The organism is Bradyrhizobium shewense (genome assembly GCF_900094605.1).
GTDB classification, from domain to species: Bacteria; Pseudomonadota; Alphaproteobacteria; order Rhizobiales; family Xanthobacteraceae; genus Bradyrhizobium; species Bradyrhizobium shewense.
In genome coordinates, this window is the sequence record NZ_FMAI01000018.1 from 61,802 (window position 1) to 81,259 (window position 19,458).

16 protein-coding genes and 1 tRNA gene are annotated in these 19,458 nt (G+C 64.6%); 11 read left to right on the plus strand and 6 right to left on the minus strand.

Annotation, left to right across the window (positions count from 1 at the left end):
- A complete protein-coding gene (locus tag GA0061098_RS28975; RefSeq protein ID WP_091964682.1) occupies positions 1–1,176 on the plus strand; it encodes a M24 family metallopeptidase in 1,176 nt (391 codons plus the stop codon).
- On the plus strand, positions 1,173–2,072 hold the full coding sequence (locus tag GA0061098_RS28980; protein ID WP_091964684.1) for an SMP-30/gluconolactonase/LRE family protein: 900 nt from the start codon (positions 1,173–1,175) through the stop codon (positions 2,070–2,072). The genes GA0061098_RS28975 and GA0061098_RS28980 overlap by 4 nt, the downstream gene beginning before the upstream one ends.
- A 224-nt stretch (positions 2,073–2,296) precedes the next feature.
- On the opposite strand, the gene GA0061098_RS28985 is transcribed toward GA0061098_RS28980, so the two are convergent.
- The 5 genes from GA0061098_RS28985 to GA0061098_RS29005 all read right to left on the minus strand — a co-directional run bounded on the left by GA0061098_RS28985 (position 2,297) and on the right by GA0061098_RS29005 (position 6,583).
- Complete coding sequence (locus tag GA0061098_RS28985; RefSeq protein ID WP_091964686.1) at positions 2,297–3,979, minus strand: tannase/feruloyl esterase family alpha/beta hydrolase; 1,683 nt, start codon at positions 3,977–3,979, stop codon at positions 2,297–2,299.
- A 191-nt stretch (positions 3,980–4,170) separates the two neighbouring features.
- On the minus strand, positions 4,171–5,508 hold the full coding sequence (locus GA0061098_RS28990; RefSeq protein ID WP_091964688.1) for an aspartate aminotransferase family protein: 1,338 nt from the start codon (positions 5,506–5,508) through the stop codon (positions 4,171–4,173).
- 73 nt (positions 5,509–5,581) lie between these two features.
- Positions 5,582–6,004 (minus strand): RidA family protein, encoded by a 423-nt coding sequence (locus GA0061098_RS28995; RefSeq protein WP_091964690.1) that lies wholly within the window; start codon positions 6,002–6,004, stop codon positions 5,582–5,584.
- A 1-nt stretch (position 6,005) separates the two neighbouring features.
- On the minus strand, positions 6,006–6,407 hold the full coding sequence (locus tag GA0061098_RS29000; RefSeq protein ID WP_091964692.1) for a hypothetical protein: 402 nt from the start codon (positions 6,405–6,407) through the stop codon (positions 6,006–6,008).
- Positions 6,408–6,508: 101 nt separating this feature from the next.
- Positions 6,509–6,583, minus strand: a tRNA-Gln gene (locus GA0061098_RS29005).
- A 256-nt stretch (positions 6,584–6,839) separates the two neighbouring features.
- On the opposite strand from GA0061098_RS29005, the gene GA0061098_RS29010 reads away from it, so the two are divergent.
- Complete coding sequence (locus GA0061098_RS29010; RefSeq protein ID WP_091964694.1) at positions 6,840–8,618, plus strand: acyl-CoA dehydrogenase family protein; 1,779 nt, start codon at positions 6,840–6,842, stop codon at positions 8,616–8,618.
- Between the two features lie 90 nt (positions 8,619–8,708).
- Here the strand turns inward: GA0061098_RS29010 and GA0061098_RS29015 are convergent, their stop codons facing one another.
- A complete protein-coding gene (locus tag GA0061098_RS29015) occupies positions 8,709–9,947 on the minus strand; it encodes an MFS transporter (protein WP_091964696.1) in 1,239 nt (412 codons plus the stop codon).
- A 207-nt stretch (positions 9,948–10,154) separates the two neighbouring features.
- On the opposite strand from GA0061098_RS29015, the gene GA0061098_RS29020 reads away from it, so the two are divergent.
- The 8 genes from GA0061098_RS29020 (at position 10,155) to GA0061098_RS29055 (ending at position 19,451) form a co-directional block, all read left to right on the plus strand.
- Entirely contained in the window at positions 10,155–10,913 is a 759-nt protein-coding gene (locus GA0061098_RS29020) for an enoyl-CoA hydratase-related protein (RefSeq protein ID WP_091964698.1), read from the plus strand.
- A 193-nt stretch (positions 10,914–11,106) separates the two neighbouring features.
- On the plus strand, positions 11,107–12,762 hold the full coding sequence (locus GA0061098_RS29025) for a bifunctional metallophosphatase/5'-nucleotidase (RefSeq protein ID WP_091964700.1): 1,656 nt from the start codon (positions 11,107–11,109) through the stop codon (positions 12,760–12,762).
- A gap of 133 nt (positions 12,763–12,895) precedes the next feature.
- On the plus strand, positions 12,896–13,825 hold the full coding sequence (locus GA0061098_RS29030) for a histone deacetylase family protein (protein WP_091964852.1): 930 nt from the start codon (positions 12,896–12,898) through the stop codon (positions 13,823–13,825).
- Between the two features lie 74 nt (positions 13,826–13,899).
- Positions 13,900–14,151, plus strand: a complete 252-nt coding sequence (locus GA0061098_RS29035) for an exodeoxyribonuclease VII small subunit (protein WP_091964702.1) — start codon at positions 13,900–13,902, stop codon at positions 14,149–14,151.
- Positions 14,152–14,760: 609 nt separating this feature from the next.
- Entirely contained in the window at positions 14,761–16,689 is a 1,929-nt protein-coding gene (gene dxs / locus GA0061098_RS29040; protein ID WP_091964854.1) for a 1-deoxy-D-xylulose-5-phosphate synthase, read from the plus strand.
- Between the two features lie 193 nt (positions 16,690–16,882).
- Entirely contained in the window at positions 16,883–17,437 is a 555-nt protein-coding gene (locus GA0061098_RS29045; protein ID WP_091964704.1) for a nucleoside 2-deoxyribosyltransferase, read from the plus strand.
- A gap of 39 nt (positions 17,438–17,476) precedes the next feature.
- Positions 17,477–18,211: a TlyA family RNA methyltransferase gene (locus GA0061098_RS29050; RefSeq protein WP_165637677.1), complete on the plus strand. Its 735-nt coding sequence runs from the start codon at positions 17,477–17,479 to the stop codon at positions 18,209–18,211.
- A complete protein-coding gene (locus GA0061098_RS29055) occupies positions 18,204–19,451 on the plus strand; it encodes a class I SAM-dependent RNA methyltransferase (protein ID WP_091964708.1) in 1,248 nt (415 codons plus the stop codon). The genes GA0061098_RS29050 and GA0061098_RS29055 overlap by 8 nt, the downstream gene beginning before the upstream one ends.
- The last annotated feature ends 7 nt before the right edge of the window (positions 19,452–19,458 follow it).

The window sequence follows — 19,458 nt, forward strand, 5'->3', positions numbered from 1 at the left end:
ATGCACTCCGAAAAAATTCCATTCTCCATGGCCAGGCTTGACGACTTGCTCGATGATTTCGGCATCGACGTCCTGATCGTCACCTCGAAACACAACATTCAGTACCTTCTCGGCGGGTACTATCACTTCCAGTTCGATTTTATGGAAGCCATCGGCATCAGCCGGTATCTGCCCATCTTCGTCTACGTGAAGGGCGCTCTGGACAAGTCGGCCTATATCGCCAACCGGAACGAACGGGACAGCATCCAGAACAGAACCAGCGCCGGATATTGGATGCCGACGGTCGTGTTCGGGTCGTCAACCTCGGTCGAAGCGATGACACTCGCTCTCGAGCACGTAAAAGCTGCCGCAACATCTGCGTTAAATGTCGGCGCCGAGATGTCGTTCCTGCCGGCCGATGCGGCGGACGTGCTGCGCAGCGAACTCCCCAACTGCCGGCTCGTCGAGGCGATGCGCCCGCTTGAGAAACTGCGGTCCATCAAGACCGCGGCCGAGTTGGAGATCCTCCGCGAGGCGTCCGAGCGTGTCGTCGCTTCCATGATGGACGCCGTCAGCCGCACCCGCCCCGGACAAAGTAAGCGCAAGATCATCGATCATCTGCGTCAGGCCGAACTGTCCCGCGACATGATCTTCGAATACGCGCTCGTGACGATAGGAACGAGCCTTAACCGGGCTCCGTCTGAACAACGTCTCGAACCCGGCGATATCGTCTCGCTCGATTCAGGCGGGAACTATAGAGGTTACATCGGTGATCTCTGCCGGATGGCCGTGCACGGCGCGCCGGACGAAGAACTTGTCGATCTGCTCGCGGAAGTCGATCTGATCCAGCAGGCGGCCCGCGCTCCGATCCGCGCGGGTCTCACGGGCAGCGATATCTACGCCGCCGCAGCCGAAGCGCTGGCACGGTCCCCTCATGGCAAGCAGATGCACTTCGTTGCCCACGGCATGGGCATCGTCAGCCACGAAGCGCCGCGCCTCACGGCGAGCGGCCCCATTCCCTATCCCGCCGACGACGCCAGCGTACCTCTCGAGGCCGGCATGGTCATCTCGATTGAGACCACGCTGCCTCACGCGCGAAGGGGCTTCATCAAGCTCGAGGATACGATCGCGGTGACCCCGGACGGGTATCAGGCCTTCGGAGACGGCTCGCGCGGTTGGAGCCGGATTTCGGGATGACGACGAACCCGCCCCACAAGGTGGAGACCGTAGTCGCCACGACGGATATTCTCGGTGAGACGCCGCTCTGGTGCGGCCGCACGAACAAGCTCTGGTGGGTCGATATCGACCGGCAACTTCATCAATCTTTCGATCTCGCGACCGGCGCGCACGAGACGATCCGCTACGACTGCCGGTTTCTCGGCAGCCAGGCCTTGGCCTCCGACGGCTCGCACATCCTCGCGCAGGATCTCAGCCTGTTTCGTCGCGATCCGGTGAGCGGCATCGTGAGCCGCATCTGCGAGGTCGAAACGGGGGTCGACAATCGGCTCAACGACGGACGGGTCGATGCGCGGGGGCGCCTGTGGATCGGAACGATGGATAACGAGCTGCATCGGCCGAACGGCGCGCTCTATCGCGTCGACGGCGACGGCGCAGTCCGGCGCATGTTCGCCGATGTCATCGTCACCAATGGCATTGCGTTTTCGCCGGACAGCCGCACGCTCTATTTCACGGACACGCGGCGCTATCGCACCTGGTGCTTCGATTTCGATCTCGATGACGGCACGATCAGCAACAAGCGACTGTTCGCAGACTACGCAGCGTCCGGAGAGCGCCCTGACGGCGCCTGCGTCGACGTCGATGGCGGGCTCTGGACGGCGTTCTTCTCCGGCGGGCGCATAGCGCGTTATCGACCGGACGGCCAGATCGACACCGTTATTTCCCTGCCCGTGACCAATCCGACCTGCGTCTGTTTCGGCGGCAGCGACTACAAGACCATGTTCGTCACGAGCGCGCGAAAGTTTCTCGACACCGGGCAATTGAGCAGCGAGCCCGAAGCCGGTCACCTCCTCGCCATCCACGGCCTCGCGCAGGGCCTTCCGGAGCACCGCTTTGTGTTTGGGAAGGCGGACTGAAGACGCCCTCCTGTCCGTCGTTGTCGTATCCTGCGGCAGAAGCCACAACGACTTGGTCAGCCCTCATCCTGTCTCGAAAAGGCGCGGCCCAGCATGACCGAAGAGTCAAGCCAATCTGCTCGAAGCGGAACGCTCGATTGCATCGGGAATTTGGGTCGGATCCCATACTGCGGCGCGATCCGACTGTCCCGCAAGCGCCTGGATTGGGGAGACGCTCAGCCGCGCTACGGCGCCTTGCAGACGAAATTGCTCGCTTCCTCGATATCGCCCGAGCCGGAATAGGCCGCATACGACGGATAGACGCAAAGCGGCCGGGTACGATGGGGGCTCCACGTCCCCGGAACTTCCTTGTTGGCCGGATCGATCGAAGCAACTATCCGCTCAGGCGCCTTGCCCTGCTCCACCCAATCGGTCAGCGCCGTCAGAGCATCAAACTTGTCGAGTGCAACTCCGCCGCCGCAATGTGTCCCGCCGGGTATGGTGAAGAGGCGCACGAAGCCATCGGCATGGCCCTGCGCGTTTTTGTTCAGCCGGCCATACCACCGGATCGTGTCGTTGACCGAGAAGACCGGATCGGCATGACCGTGATAGATGAGCATCTTGCGTCCGGCCGCTTGCAGGCCTGCGAGCTTGGGGTCGTCAACATCGGGGGGCGTCATGAACTCCATGGCCGATTCGGTGAACGTGCCGTCCTTGGCGAATATCTTTGGCGCGTCCCTGTCGAAGTCGTAGGCCTTTAGCGCGTCAATGAGCTTCTCGTTGCTGCCTTCCACCGCAACAGGCGGGGTCGAAAAAATATAGTTCAGCGACGCCGCCCCCATCGTGGCGATGATCGGATAGTTGTTCCACGGTGCGACCGTGCTCTCGACCTTCCAGGCGCGCCAATTGCCGGTGCCGACGCCGCCATCGAGCGGCCAGTCCGAATAGAGCGCCTCGCCTTTCGAATTTTTCGGCCCGGCAAGGCTGGTCTTCAGCGCATCGACCTTGGCTTCAGGCAGGCACGCATTGGTTTGGCCCGGCGCGCAAATGAGGCTCTTGAGGTCGAAGGCCTTCTGGCAGGCTGCGAGATTGGACGTGAGGCCATCCTTGACACCATCCAGCGCGTCGCAGGCCTCCGTGATGCGCAAGGATACGAGTTGCGCATCCTCTTTGGTAATCGACTTGCGGAGATCCGGGTCGGCCTTCAGGAAAGCCTGCACATCCCAGGCGTGCTGGACCGCGGCGCGTGGCAGATCGAAGCCGGGATTGCCGACGAGGAAGCCATCGTAATTTTCGGGCATGCGGGAGGCGGCGACCATCGCATGACGCCCGCCGTTGGAGCAGCCGGCCATGTAGGAGCGATCAGGCTTGCGGCCGTAATGCAGTGTGATGATCTTTTTGGCGACCGGCGACAGAGCCATGTCGGCGGCGTAGCCATAGTCGCGCCGCGCCTGCGGATCGAGCCCGAAGGCGGCACCTGCTGCAAGCCCCAGCGCCTTGTTCGCGGGATCGGAGCCCGAATGGCCACTGTCCGACGACAGCACAGCGAAGCCTCGCGCCAGCGGCACTGTGCCGCCCGATGCAAGACCGTCGGGTTTGGGACCAAGGGCGGGGACCACGATGCCATCATTGCCGCCGTTCACCTGGTGCAGGAAGCGGCCGTTCCACTCGGCCGGCAGCCTGATCTCGAAGTGAATAGCGTAGGACTTTCCGTCCGCACCAGTGCGCTGGTTGGCGAAGCCGGTCACGATGCAATGCTTTGCTACGCCGTTGCTGGCTTCCTGGAGCTTCGAACCGACAACTTCGACGTTGGAGATACCAAGCGAAGCAGTGCTGACCGGCGAGCAGCTCTCACCCTCTGCGCGGACAACTACGGTCGATTCAAGGAGGGCAGCGAGCGCGACTACCGATACCAAGCCAGACCTCACCGGCTCCTCCCGATTTGTTTATATTTTATAATTATTACGTCTATTCTTCATTCTGGCAAGGGCATTTCATCCGCGTTGCTGCCATTGCGGACTTGCTCGAGGGCACAACTTGCCTGGTAGCCAGTCTGGGTTTGACCGAAGCGTGTCGCAATCTGTCTCTGCGCGCGCGCCAGGAAGACCAATCCTACCAGTTAGCGCCTTGGCAGGATGTCCCCCCAGCGGTCGGCAAAGCTGTCGACGGCCGACTCGACCTTGTCGAGATCGTCGTGGGAAAGTGCCAAGGATAGCGCCATCATCCCGCGGCGTGCAATCCATATCCCCTCCTCCAGCATGTGCAGGTAGAACAGTTCACGCAGACTAGGATGGGACGTCACGGCATCATTCGCATTCCTCAACGAACCCATCACGAAATGGATCGCCAAGATCGAGCCGAAGCCGGTGAACTGCCCCGCAACGCCGGCGCCCTCGAGCGTCCCGTTCAAGCGCCGGCGAAGGTCATTTCCGCGAACCGACAACTGGGAGATCGCTTCCTCCGTCGCGACCTCCGACAGCACAGCGGCACCGACCCGCATTCCAAGACTATTGTTGTTGAACGTGCCGGACAGGACGAGCGACGCCGGCTTGCGCGGGTCGAACTGCGCCATGATGTCCTCGCGTCCGCCAAATGCGCCGATCGAGAGGCCGCCGGCAAGATACTTGCCGAGCGTGGTCATATCAGGCGTGATGCCCCAGTAGCCCTGCATTCCGTTCGGGGCGAGGCGCGACGTCTGGATCTCATCGAAGATCAGAACCGCTCCGATCCTGGCCGTCTCCTCCCTCAACGCGGCGAGAAATTCGCGATCGGCGGGAATGCTGCCTCCCGCGCCCAGCATCGGCTCGACGATCACGACACCCAGCTTCTCGCCTTGACGCCGAATGGTCGCGCGAACGGCTTCAACGTCGTTGTACGGCGTCTGAACGAGGTCAAGGCGCGCGTTCAGCGGCGAAGGACCATTAACAGGGAAGTTTAGGCTGCCGCCATGGTAGGCCCCCTCGAACACCATGACCTTGGACCTGCCAGTGTAGTGAAGCGCGGCAGCGATCGCCGAGACGTTGGCTTCTGTCCCGGAATTGGTAAAACGGACCTTCTTGATCGAGGGGAAACGATCGACGATCAGGCGGGCAAAGCGCGCCTCGTCCTCGATCTGCCCGCCTAGACTAAGACCATTGTCGAGCGCCTGCCGTATCGTCCCCAGCACCACCGGATTGGAGTGCCCGAGCAGACCAGCCGTGAACTCGCTGAGGGCATCGACGTAGCGCTTGCCGTCGAGATCCCAGATGTAAGCATCCTGGCCGCGCGCGATGAAGACGGGAAACGGCGAGTTGAAAAGACCGCTACGAGTGGTGCCTCCCGGCAGATACTCGGCCGCCCGCTCGAACGCCTCCAGACTCTTGGGGTTGGCCCGGACATAGCTCGCGCGTGCTGCAGTCACCGCTGCATCGATATCGCTTTCCACGTTCTTCGGATCGAGCTGAAGCGACTTATTCATGGTTGTCCCTCGAATTGGCCTTGTGATTGGCGAGCGAAGCGCGCGACATCAGCCGGAAGATCGCCGGCGAACTTCACCCTGGAATCACTGCGATCGCGTCGATCTCGATCAGCGCGCCCGCTGCTGCAAGCGCCGACACTTCGACAAGCGTGCTCGCCGGTTTCGTCGTCCCGAAGACGCGTGCCCGGATCTCATTGACGTGCGCGCGCTGTCCAATGTCGGTGACAAAGGACGTCATCTGCACGACGTCCGCGCAACCGGCACCAGCCGATCGCAGGATACACGTCAGGATCTCGAATATCCGCTCGGTTTGCGGCCCGATCTGGCCGGGTGCGACGACGGCGCCCGTGTCATCGAAGGGCAGCAATCCCGAAACATAGACGGTGTTGCCGGCACGCACAGCATGGCTGAAGTGACCACGCGGAGCCGGAAGGCCCTCGCCAGAGATCTGGATGTGAGATGGTTGTTTCATCTTGCAGAACCGTTCCTGGCCCACCTCAACCGGCTGCGGCCTGATCGATCCGGCGCAGGGTCTCGGCGAAGATGCCTATGACGTGCTCTACGTCCTCGCCGGTATACGGCGCGATCGGGCCAAAGGTACGCGAGGTGATCGCCAAGCCCTGATTGGTCACGCCGAGGCACATCAAGCGCCACAGATCCTGATTGCCGCGCTCGGCGGTGTCGGCGTCCACGACGTCCTCACGGGTGAAGTGGATACCGGCGCAAGGACCTTCGCCCGTGACCTGTACGGGGATGCGCAGACCGTCCGCGGCCCTGCGAAGTCCCTCGCGCAGGCGCGCTCCCTGCGCACGCACGCGCGCAAAGACCTCCGGGGTTGCGAGCTTCACCCGGCGCCGCCAGTAATACACGGCGCTCCGGCGAAAGATGTGGACAGCCATTTCGAAACACACCCTGTGCAGCAGCAGTTGTGTCGCAGAGCTGTGCAGCAGCTCCCCAGCCAGGCGGGTTTCGCGAGTGATTTCAGGCCGAGCGGGAGATCTGGCTGGGGCGGGAGGGATCGAACCTCCGAATGGCGGAATCAAAATCCGCTGCCTTACCGCTTGGCTACGCCCCAACAGGCGACCTGGGGGCCGGCGGAAGAACTGGCTACCGCAGATTCCCTTGGTCGCAGCCGGTCTATAGGGAGCGGCGCAGCATTTCAACCGCCTGGAGGGGCAAAATACCACAGCCCCGGGATCGGCCCGCTACACTCTCTTTATTGGCCCGCGACGGCCGCGTTCTGACCGCCACCGTCCGGCCCCTCCCGCCCCATTGAGACCTCCCCCATTTCATGGGAATAGGGCGCCAAGACCTGTCCACGGGAGTGAGCCATGACCTACCGCGCGCCGATTTCTGACATGCTGCTGTCGCTCAATCACGGTGCCGGCCTCAAGGCTGCCGTGGAGGCCGGTCATTACGGCGATTTCGACGCCGACATCGCCGCGGCCGTGCTGGAGGAAGCCGGCAAGTTCGCAACCGACGTCCTGGCCCCGCTCAACAAGGTCGGCGACGAGCACGGCATCAAGCTCAGCGACGGCAAGGTGACGACCGCGCCGGGCTGGCCGGACGCCTACAAGCGCTGGACCGAGGGCGGCTGGAACGCGGTGTCCGGCCCCGAAGATTTTGGCGGCCAGGGCCTGCCGATCGCGATCAACGCCGCCTGCACCGAGATCTGGAGCGCCTCGAATCTCGCCTTCGGCCTCTGCCCGCTGCTGACGGCGTCGGCGATGGAGGCGCTGGACGCGCATGGCAGCAGTGAGCTGAAAAAAATCTATCTCGAGAAGCTCGTCTCCGGCGAATGGACCGGCACGATGCAGCTCACCGAGCCTCAGGCCGGCTCCGACGTCGGCGCGCTGCGCACCCGCGCCGAGAAGCAAGCCGACGGCACCTATCGCATCAAGGGGACGAAGATCTTCATCACCTATGGCGAGCACGACATGACCGACAACATCGTGCATTTCGTGCTGGCGCGTCTGCCCGATGCGCCCGCCGGCACCAAGGGCATCTCGCTGTTCCTCGTGCCGAAGTTCATGGTCAATGCAGACGGTTCTCTCGGCGCACGCAACGACATCTACGCCTCCGGCGTCGAACACAAGCTCGGCATGCATGCCTCCCCCACCTGCACCATGACCATGGGCGATCATGGCGGCGCCATCGGCTTCCTGATCGGCGAAGAGAACCAGGGCATGCGCTGCATGTTCACGATGATGAACCAGGCGCGCCTCGGCGTCGGCCTCGAGGGCGTCGGCGTCGCCGATCGCGCCTATCAGCAGGCTTTGTCATATGCGCAGGAGCGCAAGCAGGGCCGCGCCGTCGGCAGCAAGAGCGACGGCTCGGACGCGATCTTCGTGCATCCCGACGTCAAGCGCATGCTGATGCGGATGCGGGCGCAGACCGCCGCTGCGCGCACCATTTGCTACGCGACCGCGGTCGCGATCGACGTCTCGACGCGCGCCAGGGATCCCAAGGTGCGTGCGGATGCCGCCGCGCGCGCGGCGCTGCTGACGCCGATGGCCAAGGGCTATTCCACCGACATCGGCAATGAGGTCGCCTATCTCGGCGTGCAGGTGCATGGCGGCATGGGCTTCATCGAGGAGACCGGTGCGGCCCAGCATTATCGCGATGCCCGCATCACCGCGATCTACGAAGGCACCAACGGCATTCAGGCGATCGACCTCGTCACGCGCAAGCTCGCGGCCAATGGCGGCGCTGCCGTCTGGGCGCTGCTCGACGAGCTCGCAGCGACGGTCAAGAAAGTCGAAGCGTCGAACGATCTGGCTTTTGGCACCACGGGCGTCAAGCTGCGCGAAGCGCTGGAGGCCTTGACGCGCACCAGCAAGTGGTTGCTGGAGCGCGTGACGTCCGCGCCGAACGAGGCGCTTGCCGGCGCGACACCGTATCTGCAGCAGTTCGGCTCAACGCTCGGCGGCTGCCTGCTCGCCTCCGAGGCGCTTGCCGCCAAGGCCGAGGGCAACACGGACGCCGCACGCTACGTCTCGCTCGCACGCTTCTTCGCCGAGAACATCAGTGTGCAGGCCGGCGCGCTCGAGCGCACCGTGACCGAGAGCGCGGAGTCCGTCGCGGCGGCGGATGCGGTGTTGCTGGGGTAAGGGACCTTGTAGCCCGGATGGAGCGCAGCGCAATCCGGGGCCGTCGTCGCTCGTGGCACGAATCCCGGATTACGCTTCGCTCCATCCGGGCTACGAGGCCGGGACCTTCGCGCTTCTCCCCGGCCGCCACAACACGATGCCCGCCGCCACGAGATCCAGCACGACGCACATCGCAAACGCCATCGTGTAGTTGCCGGTCAAGCTGCGCACGAGGCCGACGATGCCGGGACCGAAGGCGCTGACGACGCCGCTGATCGAGGTGCCCAATCCCATTGCGGCGGCGAAGGCGGCGGCGCCGATCTCGCGCTGGATGATCAAGGGCGGAAACGTGATCATGTTGCCGATCGAGAAGCCGTAGACGGCGCAGCACACCAGCAGCACGGTCGGGCTCGTGCTCTGCACGAGAACGAACAGCGCCGCCGCCTGGCTCGTCATCGACGCCGCGCAGGCGAGCCTCGGATCGAGCCGGTCGACGAACAGGCCGAGCGACAGGCGGCCGACCACCGCCATCGCCGCCATGATGGTGACCGCGCCTCCTGCGGCCGAGCGGCCGATCAGCGGCTCGAGAAACGTCACCTGGTGGATGATGAATCCCATCTGCGCCAGCAGCGCGATCGCGATCGGCAAGACCATGGTCCAGAACGCCGCGTTGGCAAGCAGCGTCTTGCGGGAATGGCTTGGCGCGGCCGCGCTCTCACCGGAAGGGCGTCCGCTCGAAGCCGGCGAGGTCCCGGCAGGCCAGCCGATGAAGGTCACGACCACCGGCAGCACCAGCACCATCATCGCGAGCGTGGCCGCCAGCATGGCGGAGCGAAATCCGATGCTGCCGGTCAACGACAGCAGCAGTGGAACGAGGATGATGCCGCCGCAGGTAGCGCCGTTGAACGCGAGGCTGAGCGCGAGCCCGCGCCGGCGCTCGAACCAGGAGTTCAGCACGGTTGCGATCACCACGGTGCCCATGCCGGTCCAGCCGACCGACATCAGCGCGTAGGCGAGATACAGCTGCCAGGGCGTCTGCATCATCGCCAGCAGCACCGTCGAGGCGCCGAGCGCCGCCAGGCCGCACAGGATCAGCGACCGCAAGCCGATGCGCGCGAGCAGATCGTCGGTGAAGATGACGAGGACGGAGGTCAGGAGAAACGAGAATGTGCTGGCCGCGGAGACCAGCGTGCCCGGCCAGCCATGGGCGCGCTGCAGCTCGGCGAGATAGACGCCCTGGCCATACAGGCCAAAGCCGAACATGAAGAAGGCCATCAGGAAGCAGGCCAGCACGACGCGCCAGCCGCGGTAGTGCAGCGAGGATTCGTCGACGCGGGTTGCGGCAATCATCAATCGGGCAATCGGGTCACATGGAACCGCGCGGGATCGTGCACCACAACCACCGGTTTTTCAAATGAAACATTGTAGCCATTTGTTGCGGCGCGTTGGCGCCGAAAAGGTTGACTCAGCGCATTGGCACGCCTGCGGGATCATGTAGGCTGATGCTCGGCGAGACTCGCGAAGCGGCGAGCATCGCGGCGAGCGCAGGGGGCTCTCATGCCGAATGGCAATATCGTCGTCACCGAAGAGCGCGGAACGCGTGTCATCACCCTGCGCCGCCCGGGCAAGAAGAACGCGATCACCCAGGACATGTACCGGGAGATGAGCCACGCGATCGACACCGCGCAGAACAACCCCGACATCCGCTGCATGATCATCACCGGCGGCTCCGGCGTGTTCACCGCAGGCGATGATATCGACGATTTCATGCGCGCCGACACCGCGCGCCCCGAGACGTTGTCGGAAGGCGCCAAGTTTCTCTATTCGCTCGCCCTCAACGTCAAGCCGATCATCGCCGCCGTCGACGGCGCCTCGATCGGCGTGGGCACCGTGATGCTGTTTCACTGCGACTACGTGCTGGCCTCGAACGCTGCGACCTTCTCCGCGCCCTACATCCATCTCGGGCTGGTGCCGGTCGGTGCCGCCAGCCTCTTGATGCCGAACACGATGGGATATCAGCGCGCCTTCGCCATGCTGGTGATGGGGCGGACTTTTTCCGCCGCGGAGGCGCACGCGGCCGGCTTCGTCAACACCGTGGTGTCGCCGGGACATACCGAGGTCGAGGCGCGCAAGGTGGCGCGCGACATCTGCCGGCTGCCGGCGGAGGCGGTCGCAACCTCCCGCAAATTGCTGCGCGCGCCGGCCGAAGAGCTCACCCGCCGCATCGACCAGGAAGGCCATCTGTTCGGCGAGCGACTCAAGTCGGAGGAAGCGGTGGCGGCGTTCAACGCCTTTGCGAACCGGAAGAAGAAGTAGCGGCGCTCTCTCTCCGCGAGCCCGGTATCGTAGGGTGGGCAAAGGCGCACTTGCGCCGTGCCCACGCCTTAATACGTGGGCACGCTTCGCTTTGCCCACCCAACGAGGCCGTAGTCGGGGACAGACCCTCTCATCCCGCGCGTTCACGACAATGCTTCGTGAAATCTTCGCGCGGACCGACTAGTCTTGTTCCATGCGATACCGATCCATCCTCGCCGCCCTCGCCCTCATCACCGCGCTCCCCGCCTCGGCCCAAACCGCCGCGCCGGTCGAACTGCGCGTGCTCGCGATCAACGATTTTCACGGCAATCTGCGGCCGCCGCCGGGCGGCATCCGCATCGCCGATCCCGAGGACGGAGCCAGGAAGGTGACGGTGGCGGCCGGCGGCGCCGAATACATGGCGACGCTGGTGAAGCAGCTGCGCGAGGGGCACAAGAACACGATCTTCGTCGCCGCCGGCGATCTGATCGGTGCGAGCCCATTCCTGTCGGCGATGTTTCACGACGAGCCTTCGGTCGAGGCGCTTTCGCTGATGGGTCTTGCGATCAGCTCGGTCGGCAATCACGAGTTCGACGAGGGCAAGACCGAGCTGCTCAGGATGCAGAACGGCGGCTGCCATCCGATCGACGGCTGCCAGGGGCCGCATCCGTTCACGGGCGCCAAATTCCGCTATCTCGCCGCGTCCACCATCGAGACTGCGACGGGCAACAGCGTGCTGCCGCCCTACGATATCCGGGAATTCGACGGCATCCCGATCGCCTTCATCGGGCTGACCCTGAAGGAGACCGCGGGCATCGTCTCACCGTCGGGCATCGCCGGGCTCGAATTCCGCGACGAAGCCGAGACGGTGAACGCGCTGGTGCCGCAGTTGAAGGCGCGCGGCGTCGAGGCGATCGTGGTGCTGATCCACCAGGGCGGCGAGCCCGCCGGCGACTACAATGAATGCCCCGCCATTACCGGGCCGATCGTCGAAATCGTCAAGAAATTCGACCGCGCCGTCGACGTCGTCGTCAGCGGCCATACCCACCGCGCCTATGTCTGCGACATCGACGGGCGGCTCGTCACCAGCGGCGACAAATACGGCACGCTGGTCACCGCGATCGATCTCAAGCTCGATCCAGTAACCCGCGACATCGTCAGCGCCAAAGCCGAGAACGTCATCGTCGCCAATGCCTCGCTGGCGAAGGACGCAGAGCAGACCGCGCTGATCGAGGCCTATGACCGGCTCTCGGCGCCGATCGCCAACCGGCCGGCCGGATCGGTGACGCAGACGCTATCGCGCGTGCCGAACGAGGCCGGCGAAAGCGCGCTCGGCGACATCATCGCGGACGCGCAGCTTGCTGCGACCAGGGACGCCAAGGATGGCAGCGCTGTCATCGCGCTCACCAATCCCGGCGGGATCCGGACCGACATCGTCCCGAAGGAGAACGGCGCGATCTCCTTCGGCGATGTTTTCGCCAGCCAGCCATTCCGCAACCGCCTCGTGACGATGACGCTGACGGGCAGTCAGCTCAAGGACATGCTCGAGCAGCAATGGTTAGATCCGAAGCGGCCGCGAATTCTCCAGGTGTCGAACGGATTCAGCTATGCCTGGGATGCGTCGAAGTCATTCGGCGAGCGCGTAATCGCCGACAAGATGATGCTCAACGGCAGGCCGATCGAGCAGGCCAGCGGCTACCGCGTCACCCTCAACGATTACCTCGCCGTCGGCGGCGATGGTTTTACCGTCGCCAAGCAAGGCACGGCGCCGCAATATGGGGGCTACGACGCGGACGCGCTGTTCGCGTTCTTCCGGGCACACGGCCCGATCGGCCCGCTGCCGTTGAGCCGCATCCTGCGTGTGAATTGATCCGGATCAAACGGGCCAGAATGGGACGACCCTTTGCCATTCCCGTTCAAACGCATAGATTGGGATTTGCATTGCGTTTTGGCGCCGGATGCGCCAAGCGACGTCGAAAGCCCGGATCCATGAGGCCGACCTGATGAGCACGCTTCTCCTTTCCCACAAGGCCTGCCTCGACCATGTCACGCCGCCGGGACACCCTGAAAGACCGGATCGCCTGCGTGCGGTGGAGGAAGCGCTGTCGCATGAGCGCTTCCAGTTCCTGGTGCGCGACCAGGCACCGGAGGGCGATCTCGATCTCGTCACGCTCTGCCACAATGAGCACTACGTCACCGAACTGCGCCACATCGCACCGAGCAGCGGGCAGGTCTATATCGACGGCGACACCTCGATGTCGCCCGGCACGTGGGAAGCGGTGATGCGCGGCGTCGGCGGCGCGGTGGCGGCGACCGAAGCGGTGATGGCGGGCGAACATCGCAACGCCTTCGTCGCGGTGCGCCCGCCCGGCCATCACGCCGAGATCGGCAAGCCGATGGGCTTCTGCTTCTTCGACAACGTCGCCATCGCCGCGCGCCACGCGCAGCGCAAATACGGCATCAAGCGCGCGGCCATCGTCGATTTCGACGTGCATCACGGCAACGGCACGCAGGACATATTCTGGTCGGACCCGACCGTGATGTATTGCTCGACGCACCAGATGCCGCTGTTTCCGGGCACGGGCGCGACGGGCGAGCGCGGCGACCACGACACCATCGTCAACGCGCCGCTCGCCTCCGAGGACGGCGGGCCGGAATTCCGCTCCGCGTTCGAGAATTTGATCCTGCCGCAGCTCGAAAAATTCAGCCCCGAGCTGCTCATCATCTCCGCCGGCTTCGATGCGCATTATCGCGATCCGCTGGCTTCGCTGAATTTGCGCGCGGAGGATTATGCCTGGGTGACGCGCAAGCTGATGGATCTCGCCGACAGGTCCGCGGGGGGGCGCGTTGTTTCGGTGCTCGAGGGCGGCTATGACCTGCAAGGACTGAAAGAATCTGTTACGGCGCATGTCGGCGCCCTGATGGGCGCCTGACGACGCCCGCCACATTAAGCCCGCAAAACCCGCTTTCACTGCAAGGAAAGCGAGTCGGGCAATCGGAAACGGATATGGCCGAAAATACTCAAGTCGACGTCTCCAAGCTTACCTTCGAGCGCGCGATCGAGGAACTCGAAACGATCGTGAAGCGACTCGAGGACGGCAAGGTGCCGCTCGAGGAATCCGTGACGATCTACGAGCGCGGCGAGGCGCTGAAGCGCCGCTGCGAGGAATTGCTGCGCCAGGCCGAGGCGCGCGTCGACAAGATCACCACCGATGCCAGCGGCCAGGCCACCGGCACCGCGCCGCTGGACGTGCAGTAGAAAAGCCGAGACTTTCCCGCTCAGTCTTCTCAGGGCAGGCCCCGAAACGTCATCACGGGAGCGTGGCCGCCCGCATCGATTTCACGATCGCACGGCGCTATCCGCTGAGCAGCGCGGTTCCGTGCAGGCGCATCGATGCCATCCGTCCGGAAATCCGTCCCTCGGGACCAAAAAAAGAACTCATTCAGGCGAAAAAGCCTGCCAGGGGACCCGGCAGGGCGGGAACCCGTTGTCCCGGGCCACAGTTAACCACTCTGGCCCGCCGGTTGCATCTGCATACCCCTAATCGGTCCGGCGGGTTGGCTTTGGCCCAAGCTTTGGTGTAAAGCTGCGCGGAGTGTGGCTTTTTGCAAGCCTTGCGTGGGCAGAGAATTCCGACGACAAGCGCTTCAAACTGCTAATGAAATTGGCTGGGACGGACGAAGCCGATCTAAGTGACAGGGATCACAGAGACTGAACCGGAGCGCACTTAAGCTTACCTAAGCTTGAAGACGGGGCCTTGCCCCATGCAGGTGGCTCCGACGGTTTGAGGACTCGCGCTGCGCCGATATTGTGCAAACCCATCGCGCACCGGAATGACCTTCCGGCGCTGACAAATTGGAAATCGCCGTGAACGCATACAGTAAAACGCCGCTTCTCGACACCATCCGGACGCCGGACGACCTGCGCAAGCTCAAGATCGAGCAGGTTCGCCAAGTCGCCGACGAGCTGCGGCAGGAGACCATCGATGCCGTCTCGGTGACCGGCGGTCACTTCGGCGCGGGCCTCGGCGTGGTCGAGCTCACCACCGCGATTCATTACGTTTTCGACACGCCGCGCGACCGGCTGATCTGGGACGTCGGCCATCAGGCCTATCCGCACAAGATCCTCACCGGCCGGCGCGACCGCATCCGCACGCTGCGCACCGGCGGCGGCCTGTCCGGCTTCACCAAGCGCAGCGAGAGCGATTACGATCCGTTCGGCGCGGCGCATTCCTCGACTTCAATCTCCGCCGGCCTCGGCATGGCGGTGGCGCGCGACCTCTCCGGCGGCAAGAACAACGTTATCGCGGTGATCGGTGACGGCGCGATGTCGGCCGGCATGGCCTATGAAGCCATGAACAATGCGGGTGCGATGAACTCGCGCCTGATCGTCATCCTCAACGACAACGACATGTCGATCGCGCCGCCGGTCGGCGCCATGAGCGCCTATCTGTCGCGGCTCTACTCCGGCAAGACCTATCGCACGCTGCGCGATGCGGCCAAGCAGATCAACAAGCGCCTGCCCAAGATCATCGCCAACCGCGCCAACCGCGTCGAGGAATATTCCCGCGGCTTCATGATGGACGGCGGCACGCTGTTCGAGGAGCTCGGCTTCTACTATGTCGGCCCGATCGACGGCCACAATCTCGACCATCTGCTGCCCGTCCTGAAGAACGTCCGTGACATGGAGACCGGCCCGATCCTGGTCCACGTCGTGACGCAGAAGGGCAAGGGCTACGGCCCGGCGGAAGCGTCCGCGGACAAGTACCACGCCGTCGTCAAGTTCGACGTCGCGACCGGCACCCAGGCCAAGGCCAAGCCGAATGCGCCGGCCTACCAGAACGTGTTCGGCCAGAGCCTCGTCAAGGAAGCGCAGAAGGACGATAAGGTCGTCGCCATCACCGCGGCGATGCCCTCGGGCACCGGTGTCGACATCTTCAACAAGGCCTTCCCCGACCGCACCTTCGACGTCGGCATCGCCGAGCAGCACGCGGTGACCTTCGCCGCCGGTCTTGCGAGCGAAGGCTACAAGCCGTTCTGCGCGATCTACTCGACCTTCCTGCAGCGCGGCTACGACCAGATCGTCCATGACGTCGCGATCCAGAACCTGCCCGTCCGCTTCGCCATCGACCGTGCCGGCCTCGTCGGCGCCGACGGCGCGACGCACGCCGGCTCGTTCGACAACGCCTATCTCGGCTGCCTGCCGAACATGGTGATCATGGCGGCGGCCGACGAAGCCGAGCTCGTGCACATGGTGGCGACCCAGGTCGCGATCGACGACCGTCCGAGCTCGCTGCGCTATCCGCGCGGCGAAGGCCGCGGCATCGAGATGCCCGAGGTCGGTATTCCGCTCGAGGTCGGCAAGGGCCGCGTGATTCGCCAGGGCAGCAAGATCGCCTTGCTCTCCTTCGGCACGCGCCTCGCCGAATGCGAGAAGGCGGCCGATGAGCTCGCAGCGCACGGCCTGTCGACCACGATCGCCGACGCGCGCTTCATGAAGCCGCTGGACACCGAGCTGGTGCTCAAGCTTGCCCGCGACCACGAGATCCTGATCACGATCGAGGAAGGCTCGGTCGGCGGCTTCGGCTCGCATGTCGCGCAGTACCTGACCGATCAGGGTGCGCTCGACACCGGCATGGTCAAGTTCCGCTCGATGGTGCTGCCCGACGTGTTCCAGGACCACGACACGCCGGCCGCGATGTACGGCCGCGCCGGTCTGGACGCCAAGGGCATCGTCGCCAAGGTGTTCGAGGCCCTCGGCAAGGACGTGAAGGCCGAGACGGTCAAGCTGGCCTAACGGCCGTTTTCTTCACCTCTCCCGCTTGCGGGAGAGGTCGGATCGCGAAAGCGATCCGGGTGAGGGCTTTCTCCTCATGGGGGTTCTCGCTCGCGGAGAGACCCCCACCCCAGCCCTCCCCCGCAAGCGGGAGAGGGAGTAGAGCACGCGCTGCGGCTCGCACCTCGATCCAATCTTGTCCGGCGGTGACGCCATGAAAATCTATCTGGCAGGCCCCGACGTGTTCCTGCCGGATGCAATCGAGATCGGCCGGCAGAAGGTCGCGATCTGCGATCGCTACGGGCTCACCGGCCTCTATCCGCTCGACAACGCCATCGACCTCACCGCGCCCGATGCCGCGCGGCAGATCTTTTGCGGCAACGAGGCGATGATGGATGCGGCCGACGCCATCATTGCCAATCTCACCCCGTTCCGCGGCGCCGGCGCCGATCCCGGCACCGTCTACGAGCTCGGCTACATGGCCGGCCGCCGCAAATTGTGCCTGGCCTATTCCAACGACGGCGCCGCCTATGCCGACCGTGTCGGCCGCTTCATGGAGGTCACCTCCGAGGACGGGCGGCTGGTCGATGCGCAGGGGCTGACGGTCGAGGATTTCGGCCTCGTCGACAATCTCATGATGATCCATGCCCTGGAGCTGCACGGCTGCCCGCTGGTGACGCCGGCCGCGATGCCGATCGACGTCTGGCACGATCTGGCCGCGTTCGAGACTTGCGTCCGGATGGCGGCCGCGCGATTGATCGCTACATAAGCAGATCAATCGTTCCAAGAAGAGTCCCAAGAGAGCGTGATGTCCCCTGCCCGCAAGCGCGCAGATGTATTGCTGGTCGAGCGCGGCCTGTTCGAGAGCCGGGCGCGGGCGCGCGCGGCGATCGAAGCCGGCCTCGTCACCGCCGATGACAAGCCGGTCGCCAAACCGTCGGAGACGATTGCCGAGGACGCCGTGATCCAGGCCGAGCCTGCGCACCCCTACGTCTCCCGCGGCGGCGTCAAGCTCGCCGGCGCGCTGGAGCGGTATCCCATCGAGATCGAGGACCATGTCTGCCTCGACGTCGGCGCCTCCACCGGCGGCTTCACCGAGGTGCTGCTGGCGAACGGCGCGAGCCTCGTGTTCGCCATCGATGTCGGCACCAGCCAGCTGCATCCTTCGCTGCGCGACCATCCCAAGATCGTGTCGATGGAGGAGACCGACATCCGCAGCTATGACGGCAAACGGCTGCCGGCACGGCCTGATGTCGTCGTCATCGACGTCAGCTTCATCTCGCTCAAGACCGTGTTGCCGGTGGCGCTGTCGCTGGCCGCAGCGCCGATGAGCCTGCTGGCGCTGATCAAGCCGCAATTCGAGGCTGATAGGAAGCACAACAAGAAGGGCATCGTCCGCGACGCCGCCGTGCACCAGGAGATCTGCGACGACATCGCCGCCTTTGCCGCTTCGCTCGGCTGTACCGACATCGAGATTTTCCCCTCGCCGATCACGGGCGGCGACGGCAATATCGAATTCTTCCTGGGCGCGCATCGTGGTTGAGCGCATCAGGATCGATCATGTCGGCCATCGCGGCGACGGCGTCTGCCTCGACGCCGGCGAAGCGATCTACGTGCCCTACACGCTTGGCGGTGAGACCGTTGAGGTGGATCACGTCGTGGGCAACCATCCCGACCGCCGCAAGCTGCTCGCGGTCGACGTCGCAAGCCTAGAGCGTATCGAGCCGTTCTGTCCGCATTTCGGCGTCTGTGGCGGCTGCGCCATCCAGCATTGGGCGGCCGAGCCGTATCACGCCTGGAAGCGCGGCATCGTGGTGGAGACGCTGGCGCAGGCCGGCATCGATTGCGAGGTGGCGCCGCTGGTCGATGCCCATGGCGCCGGCCGCCGGCGTATCACGCTGCACGGCCGGTTCGGCACGCATGACATCCTCAAGGTGGGCTTCTCGGCGACAAGCTCGCACGACGTCATCCCGATCCATCGCTGCCCGATCCTCGATCCCGCACTCGATGGCGCGCTCGATGCCGCCTGGGCGCTCGCCGAGCCGCTGACGTCCAGGATGCCGGTGACCAAGCCGCTGGACATCCAGGTCACCGCCACCGCCAACGGCCTCGATGTCGACGTGCGCGGCTCCGGCCCGCTGCCGACGGCGCTCGTCACCGCGCTCTCGCGCGTCGCCGAGCAGCATCGCCTGTCGCGGCTGACGCGGCATGGTGAATTGGTGCTGCAACGCCTGGCGCCGACAATAAAGATGGGCCGCGCAGAGGTGACGCTGCCGCCAGGCTCGTTTCTGCAGGCGACCGTGGCGGGCGAAGAGACGCTGGCAGCGCTCGTCGCCGAGCGCATCGGCAAGGCCAAGGAGGTTCTCGACCTCTTCTGCGGCGTCGGCCCGTTCGCCTTGCGGCTCGCCGAAAAAGCCCGCGTCACCGCCTATGACAACGACGCCGGTGCGATCGCAGCGCTGGCAAAAGCCGCGCGCACGCCGGGCCTGAAGCCGATCAAGGCCAAGCCGCGCGATCTGTTCCGCCGTCCGTTGGTGCCTCCGGAGCTGCGCGATTTCGATGCCGTGGTATTCGACCCGCCGCGCCAGGGCGCACAGGCGCAGGCGCTCAAGCTCGCCGCAAGCAAGGTGCCGGTGGTGGTCGCGGTGTCCTGCAACGTCGCGACCTTTGCCCGCGACGCGCGGCTGCTGATTGACGGCGGTTACCGGCTGGAGGGGGTGGTGCCGGTCGATCAGTTCCGCCACACGCCGCATGTGGAGCTGGTGGCGCGGTTCAGCCGTTGAGGTCAGG